The organism is Pseudomonas sp. NBB (genome assembly GCF_032701105.1).
In the GTDB taxonomy this organism is placed as follows: Bacteria; Pseudomonadota; Gammaproteobacteria; order Pseudomonadales; family Pseudomonadaceae; genus Aquipseudomonas; species Aquipseudomonas asiatica.
This window is the reverse complement of record NZ_CP103994.1, coordinates 5,429,641-5,454,830: the sequence shown is the minus strand read 5'-3', so window position 1 is coordinate 5,454,830 and position 25,190 is coordinate 5,429,641. Positions and strand designations below refer to the sequence as shown.

Genomic DNA, 25,190 nt, shown 5'->3' with positions numbered 1-25,190 from the left:
CAGGGTATTGCGTACGCCGTCCCCTGTAGGAGCGGCCTTGTGCCGCGAATGGGCTGCGCAGCGGCCCCGTTCAACTGCCGGAGTTCAAGAGCTACCTATGCCCCACCTGCGTCCCTACAAAGTTGCACTCAACGGTTATGGCCGTATCGGCCGCTGTGTCCTGCGCGCGCTGTTCGAGCGGGGGGCAAAGGCCGGTTTCGAGATCGTCGCGCTGAACGACCTGGCCGACCAGGCCAGCCTGGAATACCTGACACGCTTCGACTCCACCCACGGGCGTTTCCCCGGTGAGGTGAAGGTCGATGGCGACTGTCTGCATATCAATGGCGACTGCGTGAAGGTGATGCGCAGTGCCACCCCCGAAGGCATCGACTGGGCCGCCCTGGATATCGACCTGGTGCTGGAGTGCTCCGGCGCCTACCACACCCGCGCCGATGGCCAGCGCTTCCTCGACGCCGGCGCGCCTCGGGTGCTGTTCTCGCAGCCGATGGCCAGCGAGGCCGATGTCGATGCCACGGTGGTCTACGGCGTCAACCAGGCCTGCCTGACCGGCAACGAGCGCCTGGTGTCCAACGCCTCTTGCACTACCAACTGCGGCGTGCCGCTGCTGCGTGTGCTGGACCAGGCATTCGGCATCGAGTATGTGCAGATCACCACCATCCACTCGGCGATGAACGACCAGCCGGTGATCGACGCCTACCACCACGAAGACCTGCGCCGCACGCGTTCGGCCTTCCAGTCGGTGATCCCGGTATCCACTGGTCTGGCGCGTGGCATCGAGCGCCTGCTTCCGGAACTTGCCGGGCGAATCCAGGCCAAAGCGGTACGCGTACCGACCGTCAACGTCTCGTGCCTGGATATCACCCTGCAGACCGCCCGCGATACCAGTGCGGCCGAAGTCAACCGGGTGCTGCGCGAGGCGGCGCTGGAAGGCCCGCTCAAAGGCTTGCTGGCCTACACCGAGTTGCCCCACGCCAGCTGTGATTTCAACCATGACCCGCATTCGGCGATCGTCGATGCCAGCCAGACCCGTGTTTCCGGCCCCCGCCTGGTGAACCTGCTGGCCTGGTTCGACAACGAATGGGGGTTCGCCAACCGTATGCTCGACGTTGCCGAACACTATCTGCACGTCGTCCACCCAACCCGCAACAAACAGCCCTGAAGGACTGCATTCATGACCGTGTTGAAGATGACCGACCTCGACCTGCAAGGTAAGCGCGTACTGATCCGCGAAGACCTCAACGTGCCTGTGAAGGACGGTGTGGTAGCCAGCGACGCGCGTATCCTGGCAGCGCTGCCGACCATCAAGCTGGCCCTGGAGAAGGGTGCAGCGGTAATGGTCTGCTCGCACCTGGGCCGCCCGACCGAGGGTGAGTTCTCTGCCGAGAACAGCCTCAAGCCGGTCGCCGACTACCTGAGCAAGGCCCTGGGCCGCGACGTGCCGCTGGTAGCCGACTACCTGGACGGTGTCGAGGTCAAGGCTGGTGACCTGGTGCTGTTCGAGAACGTGCGTTTCAACAAGGGCGAGAAGAAGAACGCCGACGAGCTGGCGCAGAAGTACGCCGCCCTGTGCGACGTGTTCGTCATGGACGCTTTCGGTACTGCCCACCGTGCCGAAGGTTCGACCCATGGTGTTGCCAAGTTCGCCAAAGTCGCTGCTGCCGGCCCGCTGCTGGCAGCCGAACTGGATGCCCTGGGCAAGGCCCTGAAGGCCCCGGCCAAGCCGATGGCAGCCATCGTTGCCGGCTCCAAGGTCTCCACCAAGCTGGACGTGCTGAACAGCCTGAGCTCGGTGTGCGACCAGCTGATCGTTGGTGGCGGCATCGCCAACACCTTCCTGGCCGCAGCCGGCCACCCGGTAGGCAAGTCGCTGTACGAGCCTGACCTGGTCGATACCGCCAAGGCCATCGCCGCCAAGGTCAGCGTGCCTCTGCCGGTCGATGTCGTGGTTGCCAAGGAGTTCGCCGAGAGCGCCGAAGCCACCGTCAAGGCCATTGCCGACGTTGCCGCTGACGACATGATCCTGGACATCGGCCCGCAAACCGCAGCCCACTTCGCGGAGCTGCTGAAGTCGTCGAAGACCATCCTGTGGAACGGCCCGGTCGGCGTGTTCGAGTTCGACCAGTTCGGCAACGGCACCAAGGTGCTGGCCAAGGCCATCGCCGACAGCGCCGCGTTCTCTATCGCCGGTGGCGGTGACACCCTGGCTGCCATCGACAAATATGGCGTTGGCGCCGATATCTCCTACATTTCTACCGGTGGTGGCGCCTTCCTCGAGTTCGTCGAGGGCAAGGTACTGCCGGCCGTGGCGATCCTGGAAGAGCGGGCCAAGGCCTGATGACGTCGGCGCTTGGCAAAGGGAGCGGCCTGATGGTCAAGCAATTGCCTGTGATGATGCTGGCTGGCCTGCTGAGCGCATGCGCCGGCAGCCCGGCCTCGGATACCGACCCGGCGCATCCGCCCAAGGGCGGTTGCTACCAGTCCGAGTGGCAGGCCGAGACCGTGCCGGTCATCAGCAAGCGCGTGGGCCCGGAAGGCCTGGAAAAGTACGACGAAGACCACCAGCGCAAGGCGCCTGGTTGCCCTTGATCGGGTAACAGGCAACCCGAAGGCTGATTTGTGGTCTTGAGGTAGGGGCCGCTGTGCGGCCCTTCGCGGGCTTGCCCGCTCCCACAGGTACAGCGCTTGACCTGTGGGAGCGGGCAAGCCCGCGAAGGGCTGCACAGCAGCCCCAAATCGAGGAAACTGAATGAAAGCGCTTTTGGCCGTGACGGCCCTGGCGACACTGGCAGGATGCTCGCTGCTGAAGCCGGCGCAACCCGCTCCGGCAGACGACTGGACCCGCTGGGTCTGCGACACTCAGGCTGAAGTGCTGTGGCGCTTCGCCGATGCGCAGCGCGATCAGGTCGATGTGCGCCTTGGTGGCGGCGACCAGGTCTACCGGCTCAAGGCCGAGCCGGGTGCCTCGGGCGCGCTGTACAGCGATGGCATGCTGGCCTTCCATACCAAGGGCGAAGAAGGCCTGGTGTACTGGGTGGCAACCAACGATCTGATTGGGCGGGGCTGCAAGGCACCGTGACTGGCCGGGCCGCGAGGGTGGCCCACACTACTTGAACAGCAACCGCCCCTGCGGCAGGCTTGCACGAAACAAACGACGCTTGTCGGGAGAGAGATACACAATGGCACTCATTAGCATGCGCCAGATGCTGGACCACGCCGCCGAGTTCGGTTACGGCGTACCAGCTTTCAACGTCAACAACCTCGAGCAGATGCGCGCCATCATGGAAGCGGCCGACAAGACCGACTCCCCGGTGATCGTCCAGGCTTCGGCCGGTGCCCGCAAATACGCCGGTGCCCCGTTCCTGCGTCACCTGATCCTGGCGGCCATCGAAGAATTCCCGCATATCCCGGTGTGCATGCACCAGGACCACGGCACCAGCCCTGACGTCTGCCAGCGCTCGATCCAGCTGGGCTTCAGCTCGGTGATGATGGACGGCTCGCTGGGTGAAGATGGCAAGACCCCGACCGACTACGAGTACAACGTTCGCGTTACCCAGCAGACCGTTGCCATGGCGCACGCCTGCGGTGTTTCGGTAGAAGGCGAGCTGGGCTGCCTGGGTTCGCTGGAAACCGGCATGGCCGGTGAGGAAGACGGCATCGGCGCCGAAGGCGTGCTGGACCACAGCCAGATGCTGACCGACCCGGAAGAGGCTGCCGACTTCGTCAAGAAGACCCAGGTCGACGCCCTGGCCATCGCCATCGGTACCAGCCACGGTGCCTACAAGTTCACCAAGCCACCAACCGGTGACGTGCTGGCCATCGACCGCATCAAGGAAATCCACAAGCGCATCCCCAACACCCACCTGGTGATGCACGGTTCGTCCTCGGTGCCGCAAGAGTGGCTGGCGATCATCAACCAGTACGGCGGCGACATCAAGGAAACCTACGGTGTACCGGTCGAGGAAATCGTCGAAGGTATCAAGTACGGCGTGCGCAAGGTCAACATCGACACCGACCTGCGTCTGGCTTCCACTGGTGCCATGCGCCGCCTGATGGCGCAGAACCCGAGCGAGTTCGACCCGCGCAAGTTCTTCGGTGAAACCATCAAGGCCATGCGTGACGTGTGCATCGCCCGTTACGAAGCCTTCGGCACCGCTGGCAATGCCTCGAAGATCAAGCCGATCTCCCTGGAAGGCATGTACCAGCGCTACCTGAAAGGTGAGCTGGCCGCCAAGGTCAACTAATCTTCTGGTATTAATGAAAAAGCCCGCAGCGATGCGGGTTTTTTCATTTTTGGGTGTTAGAACTTTGCCTCGGTGTAGGCCTCTTTGCCGGCATGCTTGCGAAGAGGGCGGTACATATTCCCGGCAGAGCGACCGTTAGTCGGCTACCGTAGAATTGAGGCACTGATAGCGTTCTGATTGCATTGCGTGTTATCCGCTCAGGTCTAGAGTACTAGTGGATCCAACCGTATTTTGAAGTCGGTCACATAATAGAGAAGCAGCATGGATGGCGCTCAACCTCACCCTCAGCCACTGGATGGCAACTCGGTTCTTCTGGTGGTAGACGATTACCCCGAAAACCTCATCAGCATGCGGGCATTGCTGGCCCGTCAGGATTGGCAGGTGTTGACGGCAAACTCGGGGATGGAAGCCCTGGGTGCTTTGCTCGAGCACGATGTCGACCTGGTGCTGCTGGATGTACAGATGCCGGAGATGGACGGCTTCGAAGTCGCCCGACTGATGCGCGGCAGCCAGCGCACCCGGCTGACCCCGATCATTTTCCTCACCGCCAACGAACAGTCCGAAGCGGCCGTGCTCAAGGGCTACGCCAGCGGCGCCGTGGACTACATGTTCAAACCGTTCGACCCGCAAATCCTCAAGCCCAAGGTCCAGGCCCTGCTCGACCAGCAGCGCAACCGGCGCATGCTGCAGCGGCTGACCCGCGAGCTGGAAGCGGCCAGGGCGTTCAACGCATCGATCCTGGAGAACGCCGCCGAGGGCATTCTGGTGGTGGATGCCCAAGGCATCATCAGCTTTGCCAACCCGGCCATTTCCCGTTTGTTGTCAGCGCCGGTGCAGGAGTTGCAGGGCGCCCATCTGCTCGACCTGGTGCAACTGACCAGTGCCAGCCTGTGGAACGAATCGGACTTCTACCAGGCCTACCTGGGGCGGCGCATCTTCCGCGTGCATGATGCCCAGCTGCGCACCCTGGGCGGCGAGCTGGTGCCGGTGGCGTTGTCCTGTGCTCCACTGCCGTCCGAGCAACAGGCCATGGTGGTCACCGTGCTGGACATGTCGGTGGTGCGCAACCTGCACCAGCAGCTGGAGTACCAGGCCGTCACCGACCCGCTTACCGGCCTGCTCAACCGCCGCGGGTTCTACCAGGCCGCCGAAGGTGCGCTGCTGCGCAACGAGCGCTCGGACAAGGCGCAGGCGCTGATGTACATGGATCTGGACGGCTTCAAACGTATCAACGACTCGCTCGGCCACGACGCGGGCGACCGGGTGCTGCACTGGGTGGCCGAACAGCTCAAGGATTGCCTGGGCAGTGAAGCGCTGCTGGCGCGCATGGGCGGGGACGAGTTCACTGCACTGTTCGACAGCCTGCCTTACCCGGAGCAGGCCGGGCGCTATGCCGAGCGGTTGCTGGAACGCATTTCCATCAGCCACCAGGTGGAAGGGCTGGATGTGAGCCTTGGGGTGAGCATTGGCATCGCCACTTATCCGGATTGCGGGGCCAATGTCGAAGGCCTGCTGCGCGCGGCCGATGCGGCGATGTACGCAGCGAAGCAGGCCGGGCGCCAGCAATATCGCTTCTACGATCAGGAACTCAATGGCAGGGCACGTTCGCGGCTGATGCTCGAGGACAGCGTACGCATGGCCGTGGAGCAGCAAGACTTCACTCTGGTTTATCAACCGCAGGTCGGCTTCATCGATGGCCGCCTGCGTGGCTTCGAGGCCTTGTTGCGCTGGCAGCATCCCAGTGTCGGCGACGTACCGCCGGGGCTGTTCATCCCGTTGCTGGAAGAGGCGCGCTTGATCAACCGCCTGGCCAGCTGGATCTACCGCCAGGGCGCGGCACAGCGCCAGGCCTGGTGCCAGCGTTTCTCGGCGGACCTGGTGCTGGGTATCAGCCTGAGCCGCGCGCAGTTCGCCATGCCCAGCCTGGTCGACGAACTGCACCGGGTCATCCAGCTTTACCAGTTGGACCCGGCGCAGCTGGAAGTGGAAGTGGCGGAAACCTCGCTGATGTACAACATCGATGCGGCAGTGAAACAGATACACCGCTTGCGCGAGCTGGGTGTGCGGGTGGCGCTGGATGACTTTGGTGCCGGCGACTGTTCGTTGCGCATGTTGCGCGACCTGCCGATCGATACCCTCAAGCTCGACCGCCACCTGGTGGCGCGCTTGCCCGACTCGGTGGTGGATGCCGCGCTGGTGCGCAGCGTCATCGGCCTGTGCCTCGACTACAGCATCACGGTGATCGCCGAGGGGGTGGAAACCCCGGCTCAGGCAGCCTGGCTCAAAGCCAATGGCTGTGAGTACGTGCAGGGGTTCCTGGTGGCTTACCCGATGACCGCCACGGATGCCAGCAGCTTCCCGGCGATTTTCTCCTGGCCGGGGCCATGATTGGCTAGAATCGGCATTCGTTACACCGAATGCAGCGCCATGACCGTATTACGATATTTGCAAGCCTATCCGCCGCACCTGCAGCAGCAAGTGCGGCAGATGATCGACAGCGACCGCCTGGGCGAGTACCTGCAGCGCCGCTACCCCGACCGCCATGACGTGCAGAACGACAAGGCGTTGTACGGCTATGCCCAGGATTTGCGCCAGCAATACCTGCGCAGCGCGCCCAACCTGGACAAGGTGCTGTTCGACAATCGTCTCGACCTGACCCATCGGGCCCTGGGCCTGAATACGGCGATATCAAGGGTGCAGGGCGGCAAGCTCAAGGCGAAGAAGGAAATCCGCATTGCCTCGCTGTTCAAGGAGGCCGCGCCGCAGTTCTTGCGCATGATCGTGGTGCACGAACTGGCACACCTGCGCGAGCGCGACCACAACAAGGCGTTCTACCAGCTCTGCCAGCACATGGAGCCGGACTACCACCAACTGGAATTCGACCTGCGCGTCTACCTGACCTATCGGGAGCTGCCGGGCAACTGTTAAGGACCACGCAGCATGGAAGTGAGCAAGACCAAGAGCAGCTTCTACCGCCGTCTGTACGTGGCCTGGCTGATCGACAGCCAGACCGCGACCAGCGTTCCGGCCCTGATGGAAGCCACCGGCATGCCCCGGCGCACCGCCCAGGACACCATTGCGGCACTAGCCGACCTGGATATCGTCTGCGAGTTCGAACAGCAGGAAGGCGCGCGCAACCACGCCGGGCATTACCGCATTCATGACTGGGGGGCGATTGACAAACAGTGGATCATCCAGCACCTGCGGCAGGTTCGCGAAGTGCTGGGGTATCCCTGATCCACTGCGGGCTGCTTTGCAGCCCGGCGATCTCATCCCTTGCGCATCCCGATATGCGGAATGTCGTCCTCAAGATATTCCTCGCCCACCACAGCGAACCCATGCCGGGCATAGAATGCCTGCAAATGCGCCTGCGCCGACAGATAAACCGGCACCCCCGGCCAGCAATGCTCCGCTGCCTCCAACCCCTTGAGCAGCAAGGTATGCCCAAGCTTCAGCTCGCGCGCCGCAGGTGCAGTCACTACCCGCCCGATCACCACATCCCCTCCTTGGGATTGCGGGTCGAGCAGGCGCAGGTAGGCCACCAGCTTGTCATCCCGCCAGCCCATCAGGTGCAGGGTATCGCCGGTCAGGTCTTGGCCATCGACTTCCTGGTAGGCGCAGCGTTGCTCGACCACGAACACTTCCGTGCGTAACTGCAGAATGGCGTAGAGCTGGTCCTTGCTGAGGTCGGTGTGGTGCTTGCAAAGCCAGTCGATGGACATTGGTGCGAACTCCTTGAGTGGACCGTCGATCATCGCATGATGCACGTGCCACGGCCAAAATAGAGGCTAAATGACACTATTGGCCGCTGCCCTCGAAGACGCCTTTGTGTAATCTCATCGGCAGTGTGTGCCCTCCATTGCGAAAGGACGTGAGCATGCGGCCACTGTTTTGTGTGTTGGGATTGCTGGCAATGATGCTTGCAACACCCGCCCTGGGGCGCGAAAAGCTGCGTCTGGTGGCCGACAATTGGCCGCCGTTCACCGATGCCAGCATGCCGGGCGGTGGCCTGGCGACCAGCATCGTCACCACGGCGCTGGCCCGGGCCGGCTACACCAGTGGGGTCGAAGAGGCACCTTGGGCGCGGGCTCTGCTGGGGGTGAGCGAGGGGCGTTACGACGTGCTGATCAACGCCTGGTACAACGACTCGCGCGCCAGCATCGGGCAGTTTTCCGAAGCCTACCTGGTCAACCGCATTCGCCTGTTGCAACGCAAGGGCGAGGCGTTTCGCTACAAGCGCCAGTCAGATTTGTATCCCTACAGCATCGCTGTGGTGCGTGATTATGCCTATTCCCCCGAGTTCGACCGCGACACCCGCCTGCACAAGGTGGCGGTGCGCAACTTTCCCTCTGCGGTACGCATGCTGGCGGCGGGGCGGGTGGACCTGGCGGTGGAAGACGAGTACGTGGCCCGTTACAACTTGCAGCGCGAGCTGCCAGAGGTACGCGATGGGGTGATGCTGGTGGAGCCGCCGTTGGGAGAGAACACCCTGCATATCCTGGTCAGCCTGAAGCACCCGGAGCATGCGCGGATCGTCGAGCGGTTCGAGCAGGCGATTGCGGCGATGAAGGCGGATGGCAGCTATGCACGGCTCATGCGCCAGCATGGCTTTTGATCTATATCGCCTGTGCCGGCCTCTTCGCGGGTAAACCCGCTCCCACAGGTATCTCACAGGACTCGATATTTGTGATGTTCCTGTGGGAGCGGGTTTACCCGCGAAGAGGCCCGCACAGGCGATATGAAACTCAGGCCGGTGCACCTTCCTTGATCAAATGCGCTGCCAAGGTCCGCAGCGGCCCCAACTGCCGGCAGATCAACGCCAACTGCGTCTGTACCAGCCGCTGGTGCTCGTCCAGCTCTTCCGGCATCTGCTCCAGGGCATTGGCCAGCGCTTCTTCGGCATCACTGTGAATCGCCACCGGCAGCCGCGCGGCCAGGCCGTTGGCAATCTCGTCCAGGCTGCTGGCCAGGCTTTGCCCGGCACCTTCGATCAACTGTTCCTGCACCTCCGCCGGCAAGGCGGTGTCGCGGTGCGCACCCAGCCCCGACAGGTAGCTAAGCAAGGTATGCGACAGCACCAGGAAGCGGAAGCCGACGTCGGCCTCCTTCCGGAAATGCCCCGGCTCCATCAGCATGTTGGCCAAGGTGGTGGACAGCGCCGCGTCGGCGTTGTGGGCGTTGCGCCGGGCCAGGCGGTAGGCCAGGTCATCGCGCTTGCCGTGGGCATACTGCTGCATGATCTGCCGCAGGTACACGCTGGCGCAGGCCAGGGTATTGGCCAGCGCCTTGTTCAGCCGCCGCCCCTGCCAGTCGGGGAGGAACAGGAACACCGCAAGGATGGCGATCAGGCTACCGACCAGGGTATCGAACAGGCGCGGCAGGAACAGGCCATAGCCATCGCCGATCTGGTTGAAGCAGAACAGCACCATCAGGGTGATCGCGGCCGTGGCCAAGGTGTAGCGGGTGGTGCGGTTGACGAAGAACACCACCCCGGCGACCACGGCGAACAATGACTGGATGACCGGGTTGGGGAACAGGTCGAACAATGCCCAGCCCACCGTCAGGCCGACGGCGGTGCCGGCTATCCGCTGCACCAGCTTGCGCCGGGTCGCACCGTAGTTGGGCTGGCACACGAACAGCGTGGTGAGGATGATCCAGTAGCCCTGGGTGGGGTGGATCAGGTGCACCATGCCATAGCCGATCGACAACGCCAGGGGTAGGCGCAGGGCATGGCGGAACAGCAGCGAGGTCGGCGTCAATTGGGTGCGCAGGCGGGTCCACACGTCCTTCAGCGAGCGTGGAGAGCGGTCGAGCAGGCTGCTATCGCTGGTGTCGGCCAGGCTGTCCGGGTTGCTGGCGGCGCTGAGCAGGCGGTCGAGCGTCGCCAGGTTGGCCGCCAGCGCCCGCAGCGAGCGAAGCAGGCTACGCCAGGCCGGGTTGTTCTGCATACGCAGGTGTTCCAGCGAGGCGTTTAGGTCTTCGAGGGCCTCGGGATAACCGCTGGCCAGCACGAACGGCTGGCGCAGGCGGATCGAGCGGGCCAGTTCCTGGCAGGACGAGCCCTGCTTGCGCAGCAGGCGCTGGCAGCGGAACATCACGTCGCTGTGGAAAAAAGCCTCGGTCAGGGCGTTGTAGGGATAGTGCGAAGCACTGACCCGTTCATGGATGTCCTGGGCCAGGAAGTACAGCTTGAGGTAGCGGCTGACCTTGGAATTCGGCTGGCTGTTGCCCACCCGGTGCAGGATGATTTCCTTGGCCGCGTTGAGCGCCGCCACCACCTTGCCGTTCTGCTGGGCCAGCTCCAGGCGCCGGGCTTCGACGTCAAGGGTGCGGACGGGTTCGAACAGGCTGGCCTTGAGCTTGAGGTAGCTGCCCAGCTCGAAGAACAGCTTGGCCAGGCTCTGCTGCACCGGCTGGTTGGAAAACAGCGCCTGCCACAGCACCGACAGCAGCCCGTACCAGGCTGCGCCCGCCACCAGCAGCAGCGGTTCGTGCCAGAAATCGGTGACTTGGCCGCCGCGCTGGTCCACGCCGATCATGGTGTACACCGCAGTGATCAGGGTCGCTGAAGCGATGGCGCCATAGCGTTCGCCCAAGGCACCGAGCATCGTCAGGCCAAAGGCCGCCAAGGCCAGGGCAATGACGAATACCCACGGGTAGGGGAACAGCAGTTCGACTGCCAGTGCGGCGATGGCAAAACACACAAGGGTGACGGCCAGGGCGCTGAGGCGGCCCTGCCAGCTGTCATCGGTTTCGGCCAGGGCGCTGGCGATGATGCCGAGGAACAGCGGAATCAGCAGGGCCATTTCGTTCTGGTACCAGCACAGGGCCAGGCTGCCGGTGAGGGCGATGGTGACCCGGATGCTGTAGCTGAACTTGTCTTGACCCCACAGGCGACGCAGTGACTGACGGAACGAGCTCGATGACATGATGGCCTGCTAGGCAGTGATCAGAGAAATACCTTTCAGAGACGGTTACCGGGGCGCGAAGCGGCCCGGATTCCGACACTGAGCACGGGCCAGCAAGAAGCATTCCGTGCTGCTGAATGGATTCTACTCTACACGAACTGCGCCGCGGCGTTGGCGGAGGCCCAGGCCCACTGGAAATTGAAACCGCCCAAATGGCCAGTCACATCCAGCACTTCACCAATGAAATACAACCCAGGGCTTTTCAGCGATTCCATGGTCTTGGACGACACCTCTCGGGTATCCACGCCGCCCAGGGTCACTTCGGCAGTGCGATAGCCCTCGGTGCCGGCCGGTACCACCTGCCAGTTCGCCAGCTTCTCGGCGATCTGTGCCAGTTCCGCCGGTGTGTACTGCTTCATGGGCCGGGACTCGAACCACTGCTCGGCCAGCAGGTTGGCCAGCTTGCGGGTAAATACCTCGCCCAGCACGGTTTTCAGCTCGGTGTTGGCGCGTTCGGCCTGCATCTGTTGCAGCCAGGTCAGTGCATCACGGTCGGGCAGCAGGTTGATCTCGACCGTGTCGCCTGCTTCCCAGAACGAGGAAATCTGCAAAATCGCCGGGCCGCTGAGGCCGCGGTGGGTAAACAGCAGGTTCTCGCGGAAGCTGGTGCCGTTGCAGCTGGCGGTGCAATCCAGCGATGTACCGGACAACTCGGTGCACAGTGCCTTCAGTTGGGGCTCGGTGATGGTGAACGGCACCAGCCCGGCGCGGGTTGGCAGCAGGGTATGGCCGAACTGGCGGGCCACCTGGTAGCCGAAGCCGGTGGCACCCAGGGTCGGGATCGACAGGCCGCCGGTGGCGATCACCAGCGACTGGCAGGCGAACTGGCCGCCGCTGGTCTGCAGCAGGTAGCCCCCTTCGGTCTTCTCGATCTGCTCGATGCTGGTGTGCATGCGGATCTCGGCGCCGGCCTCATCGCATTCGGCCAGCAGCATGTCGAGGATGTCACTGGCCTTGTTGTCGCAAAACAGCTGGCCGAGTTTCTTCTCGTGGTAGGCCACGCCGTGCCTGCACACCAGCTCGATGAAGTCCCACTGGGTGTAGCGAGCCAGGGCCGACTTGCAGAAATGCGCATTCTGCGAGAGGAAGTTGCCCGGCTCGGTATACATGTTGGTGAAGTTGCAGCGGCCGCCGCCGGACATGAGGATTTTCTTGCCCGGTTTGTTGGCGTGGTCGAGCACCAGTACCCGGCGGCCACGGCGGGCGCTGAGCTGTGCGCACATCAGGCCGGCGGCGCCGGCGCCGAGGATGATCACGTCGGTGGAGTGCACGGTGTTACCTCTTCAGGATTGCTGGGGGCTGCTTTGCAGCCCTCTCGCGACACAAGGCCGCTCCTACAGGAGTTTGCGATCCCCTGTAGGAGCGGCCTTGTGTCGCGAAAGGGCCGCAAAGCGGCCCCAAAATTAGGTCAGACGATGCGGACTTTCAGGGAACGCCCCTTGATCTTGCCGCTGTTCAAGCGCTGCATGGCCTGCTTGGCGAGCGGCCGCTCAACGGCCACGAACGCCTGGAAATCGAAGATCGCAATCTTGCCCACCTGTTTGCCGGGGATGCCGGCGTCACCGGTCAGCGCCCCGAGGATGTCACCCGGGCGCAGCTTGTCCTTGCGCCCGGCGGCGATGCACAGGGTGCTCATCAGCGGCAGCAGCGGTTCGCCACCCTTGTGCTTCAGGCTGTCCAGCTGGTCCCAGCGCAGCGGGCTCTTCTGCAGGTCTTCGATGGCCTGGGCGCGGTGGCCTTCGGCCGGTGCCACCAGGCTGACCGCAATGCCTTTCTCGCCAGCACGGCCGGTGCGGCCGACACGGTGCACATGGATTTCCGCATCACGTGCCAGCTCGACGTTGATGACCATATCCAGGCCATCGATGTCCAGGCCGCGGGCGGCCACATCGGTAGCCACCAGCACCGAGCTGCTGCGGTTGGCGAACATGGTCAGCACCTGGTCGCGGTCGCGCTGCTCCAGGTCGCCATGCAGGGCCTGGGCAACGATGCCCTTGGCGGTCAGGTGGGCGACCACATCCTCGCACTGCTGCTTGGTGAAGCAGAACGCCACGCAGGACTGCGGGCGGTAGTGGCCGAGCACGCGGGTGACCGCCTCGAGGCGCTGTTGCGGGTCGATCTCGATGAAGCGCTGCTCGATCTGATTGTCGGCATGCAGGCTCTCGACCTTGACCTGTTGCGGGTTGCGCATGAAGTCGGCGGCCAGTTGCTTGATGCCGGCCGGGTAGGTGGCCGAGAACAGCAGGGTCTGGCGGCGCGACGGGGTCTTGCCGATGATGCTGGCGATGGCATCGAAGAAGCCCATGTCGAGCATGCGGTCGGCCTCGTCCAGCACCAGGGTGTTCAGCCCGTCGAGCACCAGGGTGCCCTTGTCCAGGTGCTGCTGGATGCGCCCTGGGGTGCCGACGATGATGTGTGCGCCGTGCTCCAGCGAAGCGATCTGCGGGCCCAGCGAAACGCCGCCGCACAGGGTCAGGATCTTGATGTTGTCCTCGGCGCGGGCCAGGCGGCGCAGCTCCTTGGCCACTTGGTCGGCGAGCTCGCGGGTAGGGCACAGCACCAGCGCCTGGCAACCGAAGTAGCGCGGGTTGATCGGGTTGAGCAGGCCGATGCCGAAGGCGGCGGTCTTGCCGCTGCCGGTCTTGGCCTGGGCGATCAGGTCCTGCCCCTTGAGGATGACCGGCAGGCTCTGGGCCTGGATCGGTGTCATCGAGGCATAGCCGAGGGCGTCCAGGTTGGCCAGCATGGCAGTGGACAGCGGCAAGGTGGCAAAGGCGGTGGATTCGGTGGTCACGAGGCGGGCCTGCGGTGCGAAGCGAAAAATGCCGCATAGTCTACCAGCCTCATGGCCATTCGCCCTACGACTCCATGTGTTGTTCCGGACGACGGGCACGCCTTCCGTCCGTCGGCGACAGCTGCAGGAATATCGCCGCCGCCAGCATGGCCATCACGCCGATGGTGACGAAGGTCAGCTGGAATGCACCCAAGGTGGTTTCCACACCGTCGGCGTTTCCGGCTGCGGTAAAGCCGCCGAGCAATGCCCCCGCACATGCCACGCCCAGGCTCAGGGCCAGCTGCGCGACCACCGACAGCAGGCTGTTGCCGCTGCTGGCGCTGGCGTCGTCGAGGTCGATCAGGGTCACCGTGTTCATCGCGGTGAACTGCATCGAGTTGACTGCCCCGAGCAGGCCCAGCTGAATCAGCAGCACGGCATAGGGCGTCTGCTCGTCGACCAGCCCGAGGCTGGCCAGCAGCAGGCCCAGCAGCAGGGTGTTGCCGGTGAGGATGATGCGGTAGCCAAAGCGTTCGATCAGTGGTCGGGCAATGGACTTGGCCAGCATCGCCGCAGCCGCCAGCGGGATCATGCTCATGCCGGCCTGGGCCGGCGAGTAGCCCAGCGCCACTTGCAGCAGCAACGGCACAAGGAACGGCAGCGCGCCGCTGCCCAGGCGGGCGAACAGGTTACCGAGAATACCGATGGCAAAGGTGCGCACGCGGAACAGGCTGGGTGAGAACAACGGTTCCGGGTCGCGCCCGGCGCGCAGCCAGTAGGCCGCCAGGCAGGCCATGCCGGCGAACAGCAGCAACATCACCCGCAGGTGCGGCAGGTGCAGTTCGCCCAGGCCTTCCATGGCGATGGTGATCAATACCATCGCTGCGCCAAACAGCAGGAACCCGGGGCCGTCGAACGTGGTGCGCTCGGCGCCGCGCAGGTCGGGGATGAACTTCCAAACGGCGTAGCAGCCGATCAGGCCGACCGGCAGGTTGAGCAGGAAGATCCAGTGCCAGCTCAGTATTTCCACCAACCAGCCGCCAACCGTAGGGCCCAGTAGCGGCCCGAGCAGGCCGGGGATGGTGATGAAGCTCATGATGCGCACCAGCTCGGTGCGCGGGTAGGCACGTAGGACTACCAAGCGCCCGACCGGCAGCATCAGCGCACCGCCCAGCCCTTGCACGACACGGGCAAAGATCAGGAAACCGAGGCTGTTGGCGGCGGCGCACAGCAGCGAGCCGAAGCTGAACAGCAGGATTGCGCTGAAGAAGATGCGCTTGGTGCCGAAGCGGTCGGCGATCCAGCCTGAGGCGGGGATCAGCAGGGCCACGGTGAGCATGTAGGCGATGATCACGCCCTGCATGCGCAGCGGGTCTTCTGCCAGCGACCGGGCCATGGCTGGCAGTGCGGTGTTGAGGATGGTGCCGTCCAGGGACTGCATGAAAAAGGCGATGGCCACCACCCAAGGGATCCAGCGGGCGGTGACGGGGTCCAGCGGGGTGCGTTCGGGCATGACTTCCTCGTTTGTCAGTGCCGGCCTCTTCGCGGGTGAACCCGCTCCCACAGGGATATCACCACATTAAGGGCCGTGGAGATCCTGTGGGGCCGGCTTTAGCCGCGAAAGGGCCGGTAAGTCCAGTCACAATGTCAGGGTCAGGCCTTTGACCAGTGCCCCCGGCAAATGACTCGACCCGGTACTGCGCTGTCCATAGGTACTGGTCGACAGGATCATCTCGCGCTCGCTTGTCAGGTCCTCCAGCTGGCTGCCGAGCAAGCTGTACAGGCTGTCATCGAAGCGCATGGTGCTCACCGGGCCCTGGATCTGCCCGTTCTCCACCCAGAAGGTGGCGAAGCGGGTCAGCCCGGTCATGCGTGCCGCCGGCAGGTCGGAATAGTTCAGGTACCACAGGTTGCTGATGTACAGCCCGGTATCGAGCCGCTCCAGAATCTGCTCGCTCGGCAGGCTACCTGCTGCCAGGCTCAGCGCACACGGTGACTCGTAACTATCGGCGCCATTGGCCAGCAGCTCGAATTCGGCCGCACTGCGCGCACTGATCAATCGCTGCCGGGCCTCGCCTTGCTGGATCAACGGCACATCCAGGCGCGGCGAGCCTTCATCGGAAAATGCAGGGCTCAGCGAACCGCTGACCTGCTCGGTGAAACTCACCAGCGGGCTCAGCCGCGCATCGCCGTTGTATAGGCGCTGCAGGGCACTGTTGCCAGTGGCCAGGGCCTGTGCGGAAAAACCGCCCCAGCACAGCATGCCGGCTATTTCGTCCATGGCCGCCGGGGCCAGGTAGGCGCGGTAGCTGCCAGGCTTCAGCGTGACGGCAGGGCGGCCAAGGAAACCCAGCTGTTCCCGCGCCTGGCGCAGGCGTGCGGTGAAGTCGTCGGCGCTCCACACTTGCCCGGCATAATTGGCCTTTACCGCCTCGCCGTTTTCGTGGAACAGGCTCCAGTCGAAGTTGAAGCTGTTGGCCTGGTGCCAGCCGAAGGCCCCGAACGAGCTGGCGAAGCCCCGGCAGATGGGGCCGGCGGCGTAGATGCCGACAAGGTCCAGGTCGCCGGCTTCACGCTCGAGCAAGGTCAGCACATCGCTCAGTTCGGGCAGCGGCTGCTCCTGCTGGCTGTGGCTGTGCCAGGCGCTTTCGTCCAGGCGCAAGTACGGATCGACCGCCAGCAATGGCAAGGTCTGGCGCAGTTGCTCCAGGGCCGTGAACAGACGCTGGCTATCCAGTTGCGTGTCACCACTCAAGGTCACCTGTTGCTCTGCCTGGCGGCCATCGCGGATCAACCGCAGTTGCGCGCCGGCCTGGTTCACGGTGCCGGCCTGGCGCACCTTGGCATGGTTGAAACGCACGAATTGCGACTGTTCGGTGCTGTAGCCGAGGGTGAACTGTTCGCCCGTCTGCAGGGCTTTGCGCACATCCCCGACCAGGGTTTCGAAAGCTTGTTTCATCAGGCGTCTCCTCCGAATACGTCGATCTGGCGGAACACGCAGGCCGGCGAGGCATGCCCCACCCGTACCACCTGGTTGGGTTCGCCCTTGCCGCAGTTGGGCGTGCCCAGCACCTGGAAGGTACTGCTGTCGCCGACCGCCGCCAGGTTGCGCCAGAACTGCGCGGAGATGCCACGGTAGTTGGGGTTCTTGACGATGCCCTTGAGCTCGCCGTTTTCGATCAGTTGGCCCCATTCACAGCCGAACTGGAACTTGTTGCGAGCATCATCAATGGACCAGGAACGGTTGGTGCGCATCAGGATGCCGTGCTCGATGCCCTTCACCAGCTGATCCAGGCTCTGGTCGCCCGGCTCGATGTTGAGGTTGGCCATGCGGTCGATCGGCGCACGGTTCCAGCCGCAGGCGCGGCTGTTGGCCACGCCGTCGAGGCCGGAGCGGAACTGCGACAGCGCACCACCCAGCGGGCGCAGCAGCAGGCCATCGCGGATCAGGAACTGCTTGTTGGCCTGGGTGCCGTCATCATCGAAACTGTAGCTGGCCAGCTCTTCGCCGATGGTTGGGTCGAAGGTCACGTTGAGCAGCGCGGAGCCGTACTGCAGGTGGCCGAAGTCATCGGCTTTGACGAAGCTGGTGCCTGCGTAGTTGCGTTCGTCGCCGAGAATGCGGTCCATCTCCAGCGGGTGGCCGATGGATTCGTGAATCTGCAGCATCATCTGGTCCGGCATCAACAGCAGGTCGCGCGGGCCGCTGGGGGTATTCGGTGCCTGCAGCAGCTGCAGCGCCTCGTCGGCCACCCGGCGGGCAGCGCCGATCAGGCCGCAGCGCTCGATGACCTCGAAGCCGCCCTGCTGGCCGAAGTTGTCGCGGCCCAGGCTGCGGCTCTGGCTGTCCTGGCCATCGCTGGCGGTCACGCCCAGGCCCGGGAACAGGAAGCGCTGGGCGTGGCGCAGCTCGGCGCCGGCCGAGTTCAGGTAGGTCTGCTCGACCAGGCTCAGGCCCAGGCCGGCCTGCCAGTCCACCAGGCGGCTGTCCTTGGGCACGCTGGCCGATTCGGCAGCGAGCAGGCCAAGGCAGTCGGCAAGGTTGGGCACGGGTTGGTCGAAGTTGGGCGAAATGTGGTCGTGGCGTGCGCTGGTCACCGGTTGCTCGCGCAGGTCCAGCAGGTTGTATCGGGCGATCTGCCGGGCCAGCGCCTCGGCCTGCTCCAGGGCGCGCTGCAGGCCGGCCTGGGACAGGTCGGCGGTGGCGGCATAGGCTTCCACGCCATTCACCCGCACGGTGAGCATGGCGCCCTCGTCCTGGCTGAAGAAGGGTGGTTCCGCGACGTTGCGGCGAACCGACAGCGCCTGGTGCGATTGTTTCACATGGCGCAGGGAAAACAGCTCGGCCTTACTGCGCAGCGCGGCAAAGCGCTGGCGCAGCAGGGCGCTGGTATCGAACATGTGGAAGCCTCCGTGTACACGGTGGCTCCCCCTTAGAACCACTCGTCCTGCATGGCGAGGCAAGTGTCGTCGCGCGCCTCGAGCAATGCCAGCTCATTATGGCAGCCAGGTACCTCCCAGGTCAGGAAATAACGCGCGGCCTGCAGCTTGCCGAGGTAGAAGTCGCGGTCGGCGGGTTTGCCCTTGAGCAGGCCGAGTTCGGCATGGATCGCCTGTTCCAGCCAGCGCCAACCGATCACGCAATGGCCGAAGGCCTTGAGGTAGAGGGCCGAGTTGGCCAGGGCTCCGGCGACTTTGCCCTGGGCCAGGTCACCCAGCAAGCCCAGGGTCACACCTTGCAGGCGGTTGACCAGTTGCTCCAGCGGCTGGCGCAGTGGGTCGAGGTTCGCATGGTGGCTGGCGCGCTCGCCGGTGGCAGCGATCGACCGGATCAACTGCTTGAGGCCGGCACCATTGTTCTGCGCCAGCTTGCGGCCCAGCAGGTCGAGCGACTGGATGCCCTCGGTGCCTTCATGGATCGGGTTCAGGCGGTTGTCGCGGTAATACTGTTCTACCGGGTACTCGCGGGTGTAGCCGTGGCCCCCGAGGATCTGGATCGCCAGTTCATTGGCCTTGAGGCAGAACGTCGAGGGCCAGGATTTGACGATCGGGGTCAGCAGGTCGAGCAGCTCCTGCGCCTGCTTGCGGGCGTTGTCGTCGCTGGCAGTCTGGGTGTCGTCGAACAGGCGCGCGGCATACAGGCCCAGGTCGAAGGCGCCCTCCACGTAGGCCTTCTGTGCCAGCAGCATGCGTTTCACATCGCTGTGCTCGATGATCGGCACTGCGGGGCTGTGCGGGTCTTTGTTGTCCGGCAACCGACCCTGCGGGCGCTGACGGGCGTATTCCAGCGAATACAGGTAGCCGGCGTAACCGAGCATCACTGCGCCCATGCCGACACCGATGCGTGCCTCGTTCATCATCTGGAACATGCAGGCCAGGCCCTGGTGCGGCTGGCCGACCAGGTAGCCGACGCACTGGCCGTTGTCGCCGAAGTTCAGCGCGGTGGAGGTAGTACCGCGCCAGCCCATCTTGTGGAACAGCCCTGCCAGCAGCACATCGTTGCGCGGGCCACGGCTGCCATCTTCGTTGACCAGGTACTTGGGTACGATGAACAGCGAGATGCCCTTCACGCCGGGCGGAGCATCCGGAAGCTTGGCCAGAACCATATGCACGATGTTTTCCGACAGCTCGTGATCACCGCCGGAGATGAAGATCTTGTTGCCCTTTAACCGGTAGCTGCCGTCACCGGCAGGTTCGGCGCGGGTGCGGATATCGGCCAGTGACGAGCCAGCGTGGGGTTCGGTCAGGGCCATGGTGCCGAAGTAGCGGCCTTCGATCATCGGCTGTAGAAACAGGCGTTTCTGTTCATCGCTGCCGAAGCTCTCGATCAGGTTGGCCGCGCCCATGGTCAGGAACGGGTAGGCCGTGGTGCCGGCGTTGGCCGCCTGGAAGTGGGCGAAGCAGGCCTGCGAGACCAGGCTCGGCAGCTGCATGCCCCCGGCTTCGAAGTCGCGGTTGGCGTTGAGGAAGCCGGCTTCGAGAAAGGCGTCGACGGCGGGTTTCACTTCGGGGATCAGTTCGGCGCGGCCATCCACGTAGCGCGGCTCGTTTTCGTCGGCCTTGCGGTTGTGCGGGGCGAAAAATTTCTCTGCGATGGTGCGGGCAGTCGATAGCGCCGCGTCAAAGGTTTCGCGGTTGTGCTCGGCGAAGCGCGGGCGCTGGGTCAGGGCCTCGGCCATGAGGACTTCGTAGAGTTCAAAGGCGAGGTTGCGAGAGCTGAGTAAAGTCTCGTCCATGTCGGCAGTCCTGGGATACGGTAATTCAGCTTGATACTGTATCGGTACTGGCGACAAGGACGATTGATCGAGGTGATGATCAATATGAGTTACCGCAAATATCGCACTATGTGCCTACCTAGGAACCGAGCGTAAAAAACATCCTGCTCTGGGTAGTGAGTTTGTTTAATTTGGTGGAGCTGTCAGGGCGTGTTATCGATTTTGATCTCAGTGAGTACGTAGGGCGAAACGGTTTCATCGGTGGTGGCGATGATTTGATAAGCGTCGTTGTATGCGGTGGTCACGAGAGCTGTGTGTAATGCCTTCATGACGGTTTTGTCCCTGACGACGCAGGATCGAACATTACCTGCGGCGTTATAAAGATTGGTGCTAACCTGATCTTGCTCGGCAAAGAGGCTTATTTTTTTAACATTGAATTCGGCCATGGCGGCATTCCTTCCTGAAATGGTTCAAGGTCTTTTAGATAAGATTTGCTCTGCGCAACGTATGGCGAGCAACTTTGAGTCTCGGCTGACTTAGAGTTCAGTTCGAAAAATCACCTATCCTGATTTTTTCCAACAGTTGTGGATGGCCACTGGTCGTGATCGTGGCAAAAACCTTCAGTGGCTTGCCGGGCTGCAGCACAGACTTTGCGGTGTGAACGGCGTCCATCACGTTTGTATCCCGAACTACACAGCTTTGCAGCGGCTCGTCAGGTGAGTAAAGGTTGGTCCAGATTTCACCTGCATATTGTTCTTTGGCGAAGATCGTGATGCCGGTAACTTCTATTTCTTTTTTCATTCTTTTCTCGCTACAAGTTATTTGAAGTGGTGCGAGGCAAATGATGTCTCTTTGAGCGAGGCGGTAAAACTAGCACTTGTGCTAGGTTGAGAAACCTTAGGTGATAGAGACGAGGTTGCACTGTGCGCGGTATATTCGTCTGCCAGGAATTTATTCTTGGAAATAAAAAAGGAGAGCCGAAGCTCTCCTTTTTTCGTTAACAACCCTCAGCCTCAGCCAATGGTCATCAAGCTGGCATTACCACCGGCAGCAGCAGTGTTCACACTCACCGCCCGTTCGATCACCAGGCGCTCCAGCGCAATCTGGTGGTCGCCGCTGGACAGCCCGTGCACACCCACGATCGCCCCGGCACGCTTGGCCACCTGCTGGCATACGCCGCGCAGTTGATCCGAGTCGCCATGGTGGATCACGGCATCGAACGCCACTTCATCCTTGTTCCAGTCCGCCACCAATTTGACCTTGGCCTGCAACTCTCGCGGCAGGCGGGCACGCAGGGCCTTGCCCGGCTCGCCGTCCGCCCATACCGCCGAGCTGCCAACGGCCAGCACTGCGGCAAACTGCGCCAGCAGGTCAGCTTCGTTGTCGGCCAGGCACAGCACGTGCTCACGCGGCAGGATGGTGTAGCTGTTGCGCTCGCCGGTCGGGCCTGGCAACAGGCGGGCGATGCCGCTCTGCGACTGGCTGGCGAACTGGCTGCACAGCGCGGCCAGGTCGGCCAGCTGGTTGCTCTCGGCCCATGCCTTCAGGCCGTGCAGCGGCTTGATCAGCTGTTCGTGCAGGGCGCGGTCAGGCTTGCCTTCGCCGTCCTGCTGCTGGAAGTGGCGGCCAATCGCGTCGGCCGGGCGGGTCGACAGCAGGCGGTACAGGTACAGCGGGCCGCCGGCTTTCGGGCCGGTGCCAGACAGGCCTTCACCACCGAACGGCTGCACACCCACCACTGCACCGACGATGTTGCGGTTGACGTACATGTTGCCGGCGTTGGCGGTTTCCACCACCTTGGCGATGGTCTCGTCGATGCGGGTGTGCACGCCGAGGGTCAGGCCGTAGCCGGAATTGTTGATCTGCTCGATCAGCTGGTCCAGGTTGCGACGGTTGTAGCGCACCACGTGCAGCACCGGACCGAAGATTTCACGCTTGAGCTCGTCAAAGCTTTCCAGCTCGATCAGGGTCGGCATCACGAAGGTGCCGCGCTTGAGCTCGGCAGCATCGGCAATGGCCACCTGGTAGACCGAGCGACCTTTCTCGCGCATGCCCTGGATGTGCTTCTCGATGCCGGCTTTGGCTTCGGCGTCGATCACCGGGCCAATGTCCACGGCCAGGCGGTCCGGGCAGCCCAGGCGACTTTCGGCCATGGCACCCTTGAGCATTTCGATCACGCGGTCGGCGGAGTCTTCCTGCAGGCACAGCACGCGCAGTGCCGAGCAACGCTGGCCGGCGCTGTCGAAGGCCGAGGACACCACATCGATCACCACCTGCTCGGTCAGTGCCGAGGAGTCGACGATCATCGCGTTCTGGCCGCCGGTTTCGGCGATCAGCGGGATCGGGCGGCCCTGGTTGTCCAGGCGGCCGGCGACGTTGCGCTGCAGCAGGCGGGCCACTTCAGTGGAACCGGTGAACATCACGCCCTTGACGCGCTCGTCACCCACCAGGCCGGCACCGACGGTTTCACCGCGGCCAGGCAGCAGCTGCAGCACGCCTTCAGGAATGCCGGCTTCCAGCAGCAGGCGCACGGCCTGGGCAGCGATCAGCGGGGTTTGCTCGGCCGGCTTGGCCAGTACGGGGTTGCCGGCGGCGAGCGCTGCAGCTACCTGGCCGGTGAAGATCGCCAGCGGGAAGTTCCACGGGCTGATGCACACCACCGGGCCCAGCGGGCGGTGGGCGTCGTTGCTGAAGTCGTTGCGTGCCTGCACCGCGTAGTAGCGCAGGAAGTCCACGGCTTCACGCACTTCGGCGATGGCGTTGGCGAAGGTCTTGCCGGCTTCGCGGATGAGCAGGCCCATCAGCGGCTGGATTTCGGCCTCCATCAGGTCGGCGGTGCGCTCCAGAATGGCGGCGCGTTCGGCCGGCGGGGTGGCCTGCCAGATCGGAGCGGCATTCAGTGCGCACTGGATGGCGTTGTCGACGTCGGCGACCGTGGCTTCCTGAACATGGCCGACCACGTCGCGGTGGTCCGCCGGGTTCAGGACCGGTGCGGCGGTGCCTTCGCTGGCAGCGCAGGCCAGCAGTGGCGTGGCTTTCCAGTCGTTGTGGGCGGTGGCCAGCATGGCGCAGGACAGCGATGCCAGGCGGTGTTCGTTGGCCATGTCGATGCCGGCCGAGTTGGCCCGCTCGCTGCCATACAGCTCACGCGGCAGCGGGATGCGTGGGTGCGGCAGGCCGATGCTGCCTTCCTGGGTGCCCATGCGCTCGATGCTGGCGACCGGGTCGGCGACCAGTTCCTGGATGGAGATCGAGTGGTCGGCGATGCGGTTGACGAACGAGGTGTTGGCGCCGTTTTCCAGCAGGCGACGCACCAGGTAGGCCAGCAGCGTTTCGTGGGTGCCGACCGGTGCATAGACGCGGCACGGACGGTTCAGCTTGCCTTCGGAAATCTTGCCGACCACCTGCTCGTACAGTGGCTCGCCCATGCCGTGCAGGCACTGGAACTCGTACTGGCCCGGGTAGTAGTTCTGACCGGCAATGTGGTAGATGGCCGACAGGGTGTGGGCGTTGTGGGTGGCGAACTGCGGGTAGATGGCTTCTGGCACGGCCAGCAGCTTGCGGGCGCAGGCGACGTAGGACACGTCGGTGTACACCTTGCGGGTGTAGACCGGGTAGCCTTCCAGGCCTTCGACCTGGGCGCGCTTGATTTCGCTGTCCCAGTAGGCGCCTTTCACCAGGCGGATCATCAGGCGGTGGCGGCTGCGCTTGGCCAGGTCGATGACATAGTCGATCACATACGGGCAGCGCTTCTGGTAGGCCTGGATAACGAAGCCGATACCGTTCCAGCCGGCCAGCGAAGGCTCGAAGCACAGGCGCTCGAGCAGGTCGAGCGACAGCTCCAGGCGGTCGGCTTCTTCGGCGTCGATGTTCAGGCCGATGTCGTACTGCTTGGCCAGCAGGGTCAGCGACAGCAGGCGCGGGTACAGCTCTTCCATCACGCGCTCGTACTGGGCGCGGCTGTAGCGCGGGTGCAGTGCCGACAGCTTGATCGAGATGCCCGGGCCTTCATAGATGCCACGGCCATGAGAGGCCTTGCCGATCGAGTGGATGGCCTGCTCGTAGGACGCCAGGTACTTCTGTGCGTCGTGCTCGGTCAGTGCGGCTTCGCCGAGCATGTCGTAGGAATAGCGGAAGCCCTTGGACTCGAAGCGGCTGGCATTGGCCAGGGCTTCGGCGATGGTTTCGCCGGTGACGAACTGCTCGCCCATCAGGCGCATGGCCATGTCGACGCCCTTGCGAATCATCGGCTCGCCGCTCTTGCCGATGATGCGGGTGAGCGAGGAGGTGAGGCCGGATTCATTGTGGGTAGATACCAGCTTGCCGGTCAGCAGCAGGCCCCAGGTGGCGGCGTTGACGAACAGCGACGGGCTGTTGCCCAGGTGCGGTTGCCAGTTGCCGGTGCTGATCTTGTCGCGGATCAGCGCATCACGGGTGCCCTTGTCGGGGATGCGCAGCAGGGCTTCGGCCAGGCACATCAGTGCCACGCCTTCCTGGGACGACAGCGAGAATTCCTGCAGCAGGCCCTGAACGATGCCGGCACGGCCGCCAGCGCTCTTCTGGTTACGCAGTTTTTCGGCGATGCCGGCGGCCATCTTGTTGGTCGCTTCGGCCAGCGGGGCGCTCAGGCGCGCCTGCTCCAGCAGCATCGGTACCACTTCCTGTTCGGGGCGGCGGTAGGCGGCGGTGATCGCCGAGCGCAATACCGACTGCGGCAGGATACTCTCGGCGAACTCAAGGAAGCACTGATGGCTGTGGTCAGGTTGGACCTCACCGGCGTCGTCGGCCAGGTTGCTGGCATGGCCGTTGAGTTCGGTCAGGGTGGCACCACCCTCGAGCTTCTCCAGGTAGTTGAAGATCGCTTGCTTGATCAACCAGTGCGGGGTGCGGTCAATCGACTGCGCAGCTGCCTTGAGTCGCTCACGGGTCGGGTCATCGAGTTTGACCCCAAGGGTGGTCGTCGCCATTTCTTATCCTCGTTATTGCCACGGTT

General features: G+C 63.7%; 20 protein-coding genes. 9 read left to right on the top strand and 11 right to left on the bottom strand.

Annotated elements, in window-relative coordinates:
• Window positions 1–97 precede the first annotated feature (97 nt).
• The 8 genes from epd to NY023_RS25160 all read left to right on the top strand — a co-directional run bounded on the left by epd (window position 98) and on the right by NY023_RS25160 (window position 7,478).
• A complete protein-coding gene (gene epd / locus NY023_RS25195; RefSeq protein ID WP_013974502.1) occupies window positions 98–1,159 on the top strand; it encodes an erythrose-4-phosphate dehydrogenase in 1,062 nt (353 codons plus the stop codon).
• Window positions 1,160–1,171: 12 nt separating this feature from the next.
• Entirely contained in the window at window positions 1,172–2,335 is a 1,164-nt protein-coding gene (locus NY023_RS25190; RefSeq protein WP_013974501.1) for a phosphoglycerate kinase, read from the top strand.
• Window positions 2,335–2,586, top strand: coding sequence for a hypothetical protein (locus NY023_RS25185; protein ID WP_013974500.1), 252 nt, complete (start codon window positions 2,335–2,337; stop codon window positions 2,584–2,586). Before NY023_RS25190 ends, NY023_RS25185 begins: the two co-directional genes overlap by 1 nt.
• A gap of 160 nt (window positions 2,587–2,746) precedes the next feature.
• A complete protein-coding gene (locus NY023_RS25180; RefSeq protein ID WP_013974499.1) occupies window positions 2,747–3,076 on the top strand; it encodes an MliC family protein in 330 nt (109 codons plus the stop codon).
• Between the two features lie 100 nt (window positions 3,077–3,176).
• Window positions 3,177–4,241 (top strand): class II fructose-bisphosphate aldolase, encoded by a 1,065-nt coding sequence (gene fba, locus NY023_RS25175; protein WP_015272054.1) that lies wholly within the window; start codon window positions 3,177–3,179, stop codon window positions 4,239–4,241.
• A gap of 261 nt (window positions 4,242–4,502) precedes the next feature.
• The gene (locus NY023_RS25170) at window positions 4,503–6,629 is read left to right on the top strand and encodes a putative bifunctional diguanylate cyclase/phosphodiesterase (protein ID WP_013974497.1); all 2,127 of its coding nucleotides are present in this window, start codon (window positions 4,503–4,505) and stop codon (window positions 6,627–6,629) included.
• A 39-nt stretch (window positions 6,630–6,668) separates the two neighbouring features.
• Complete coding sequence (locus NY023_RS25165) at window positions 6,669–7,169, top strand: M48 family metallopeptidase (RefSeq protein ID WP_003259625.1); 501 nt, start codon at window positions 6,669–6,671, stop codon at window positions 7,167–7,169.
• 12 nt (window positions 7,170–7,181) lie between these two features.
• The gene (locus tag NY023_RS25160; RefSeq protein WP_013974495.1) at window positions 7,182–7,478 is read left to right on the top strand and encodes a helix-turn-helix domain-containing protein; all 297 of its coding nucleotides are present in this window, start codon (window positions 7,182–7,184) and stop codon (window positions 7,476–7,478) included.
• A 32-nt stretch (window positions 7,479–7,510) separates the two neighbouring features.
• Here NY023_RS25160 and NY023_RS25155 read toward each other — a convergent pair whose 3' ends face one another.
• The gene (locus NY023_RS25155) at window positions 7,511–7,963 is read right to left on the bottom strand and encodes a GNAT family N-acetyltransferase (protein ID WP_024087828.1); all 453 of its coding nucleotides are present in this window, start codon (window positions 7,961–7,963) and stop codon (window positions 7,511–7,513) included.
• A gap of 155 nt (window positions 7,964–8,118) precedes the next feature.
• Here NY023_RS25155 and NY023_RS25150 point away from each other — a divergent pair, with 155 nt between their 5' ends.
• Complete coding sequence (locus NY023_RS25150; protein ID WP_023661311.1) at window positions 8,119–8,856, top strand: substrate-binding periplasmic protein; 738 nt, start codon at window positions 8,119–8,121, stop codon at window positions 8,854–8,856.
• A gap of 130 nt (window positions 8,857–8,986) precedes the next feature.
• Here the strand turns inward: NY023_RS25150 and yccS are convergent, their stop codons facing one another.
• From yccS to putA, 10 genes are all read right to left on the bottom strand, one after another.
• A complete protein-coding gene (gene yccS / locus NY023_RS25145; RefSeq protein WP_013974492.1) occupies window positions 8,987–11,170 on the bottom strand; it encodes a YccS family putative transporter in 2,184 nt (727 codons plus the stop codon).
• 128 nt (window positions 11,171–11,298) lie between these two features.
• Window positions 11,299–12,480, bottom strand: a complete 1,182-nt coding sequence (locus NY023_RS25140) for an NAD(P)/FAD-dependent oxidoreductase (RefSeq protein WP_013974491.1) — start codon at window positions 12,478–12,480, stop codon at window positions 11,299–11,301.
• A gap of 137 nt (window positions 12,481–12,617) precedes the next feature.
• The gene (dbpA, locus tag NY023_RS25135; RefSeq protein WP_230396947.1) at window positions 12,618–13,955 is read right to left on the bottom strand and encodes an ATP-dependent RNA helicase DbpA; all 1,338 of its coding nucleotides are present in this window, start codon (window positions 13,953–13,955) and stop codon (window positions 12,618–12,620) included.
• Window positions 13,956–14,067: 112 nt separating this feature from the next.
• Window positions 14,068–15,495 carry a multidrug transporter subunit MdtD gene (gene mdtD / locus NY023_RS25130; protein ID WP_015272048.1) on the bottom strand — a complete coding sequence of 476 codons (1,428 nt, stop codon included), beginning with the start codon at window positions 15,493–15,495 and terminating at the stop codon, window positions 14,068–14,070.
• A 126-nt stretch (window positions 15,496–15,621) separates the two neighbouring features.
• Window positions 15,622–16,941 (bottom strand): TldD/PmbA family protein, encoded by a 1,320-nt coding sequence (locus NY023_RS25125; RefSeq protein ID WP_013974488.1) that lies wholly within the window; start codon window positions 16,939–16,941, stop codon window positions 15,622–15,624.
• Complete coding sequence (locus NY023_RS25120) at window positions 16,941–18,383, bottom strand: TldD/PmbA family protein (RefSeq protein WP_013974487.1); 1,443 nt, start codon at window positions 18,381–18,383, stop codon at window positions 16,941–16,943. The genes NY023_RS25125 and NY023_RS25120 overlap by 1 nt, the downstream gene beginning before the upstream one ends.
• Window positions 18,384–18,415: 32 nt before the next feature.
• Window positions 18,416–20,218 carry an acyl-CoA dehydrogenase gene (locus tag NY023_RS25115; protein WP_038410180.1) on the bottom strand — a complete coding sequence of 601 codons (1,803 nt, stop codon included), beginning with the start codon at window positions 20,216–20,218 and terminating at the stop codon, window positions 18,416–18,418.
• A 182-nt stretch (window positions 20,219–20,400) separates the two neighbouring features.
• Entirely contained in the window at window positions 20,401–20,643 is a 243-nt protein-coding gene (locus NY023_RS25110; RefSeq protein ID WP_023661764.1) for a hypothetical protein, read from the bottom strand.
• A 97-nt stretch (window positions 20,644–20,740) separates the two neighbouring features.
• Window positions 20,741–20,998: a hypothetical protein gene (locus NY023_RS25105; RefSeq protein ID WP_023661765.1), complete on the bottom strand. Its 258-nt coding sequence runs from the start codon at window positions 20,996–20,998 to the stop codon at window positions 20,741–20,743.
• A gap of 212 nt (window positions 20,999–21,210) precedes the next feature.
• Window positions 21,211–25,164, bottom strand: coding sequence for a trifunctional transcriptional regulator/proline dehydrogenase/L-glutamate gamma-semialdehyde dehydrogenase (gene putA, locus NY023_RS25100; RefSeq protein ID WP_044047166.1), 3,954 nt, complete (start codon window positions 25,162–25,164; stop codon window positions 21,211–21,213).
• Window positions 25,165–25,190: the final 26 nt, after the last annotated feature.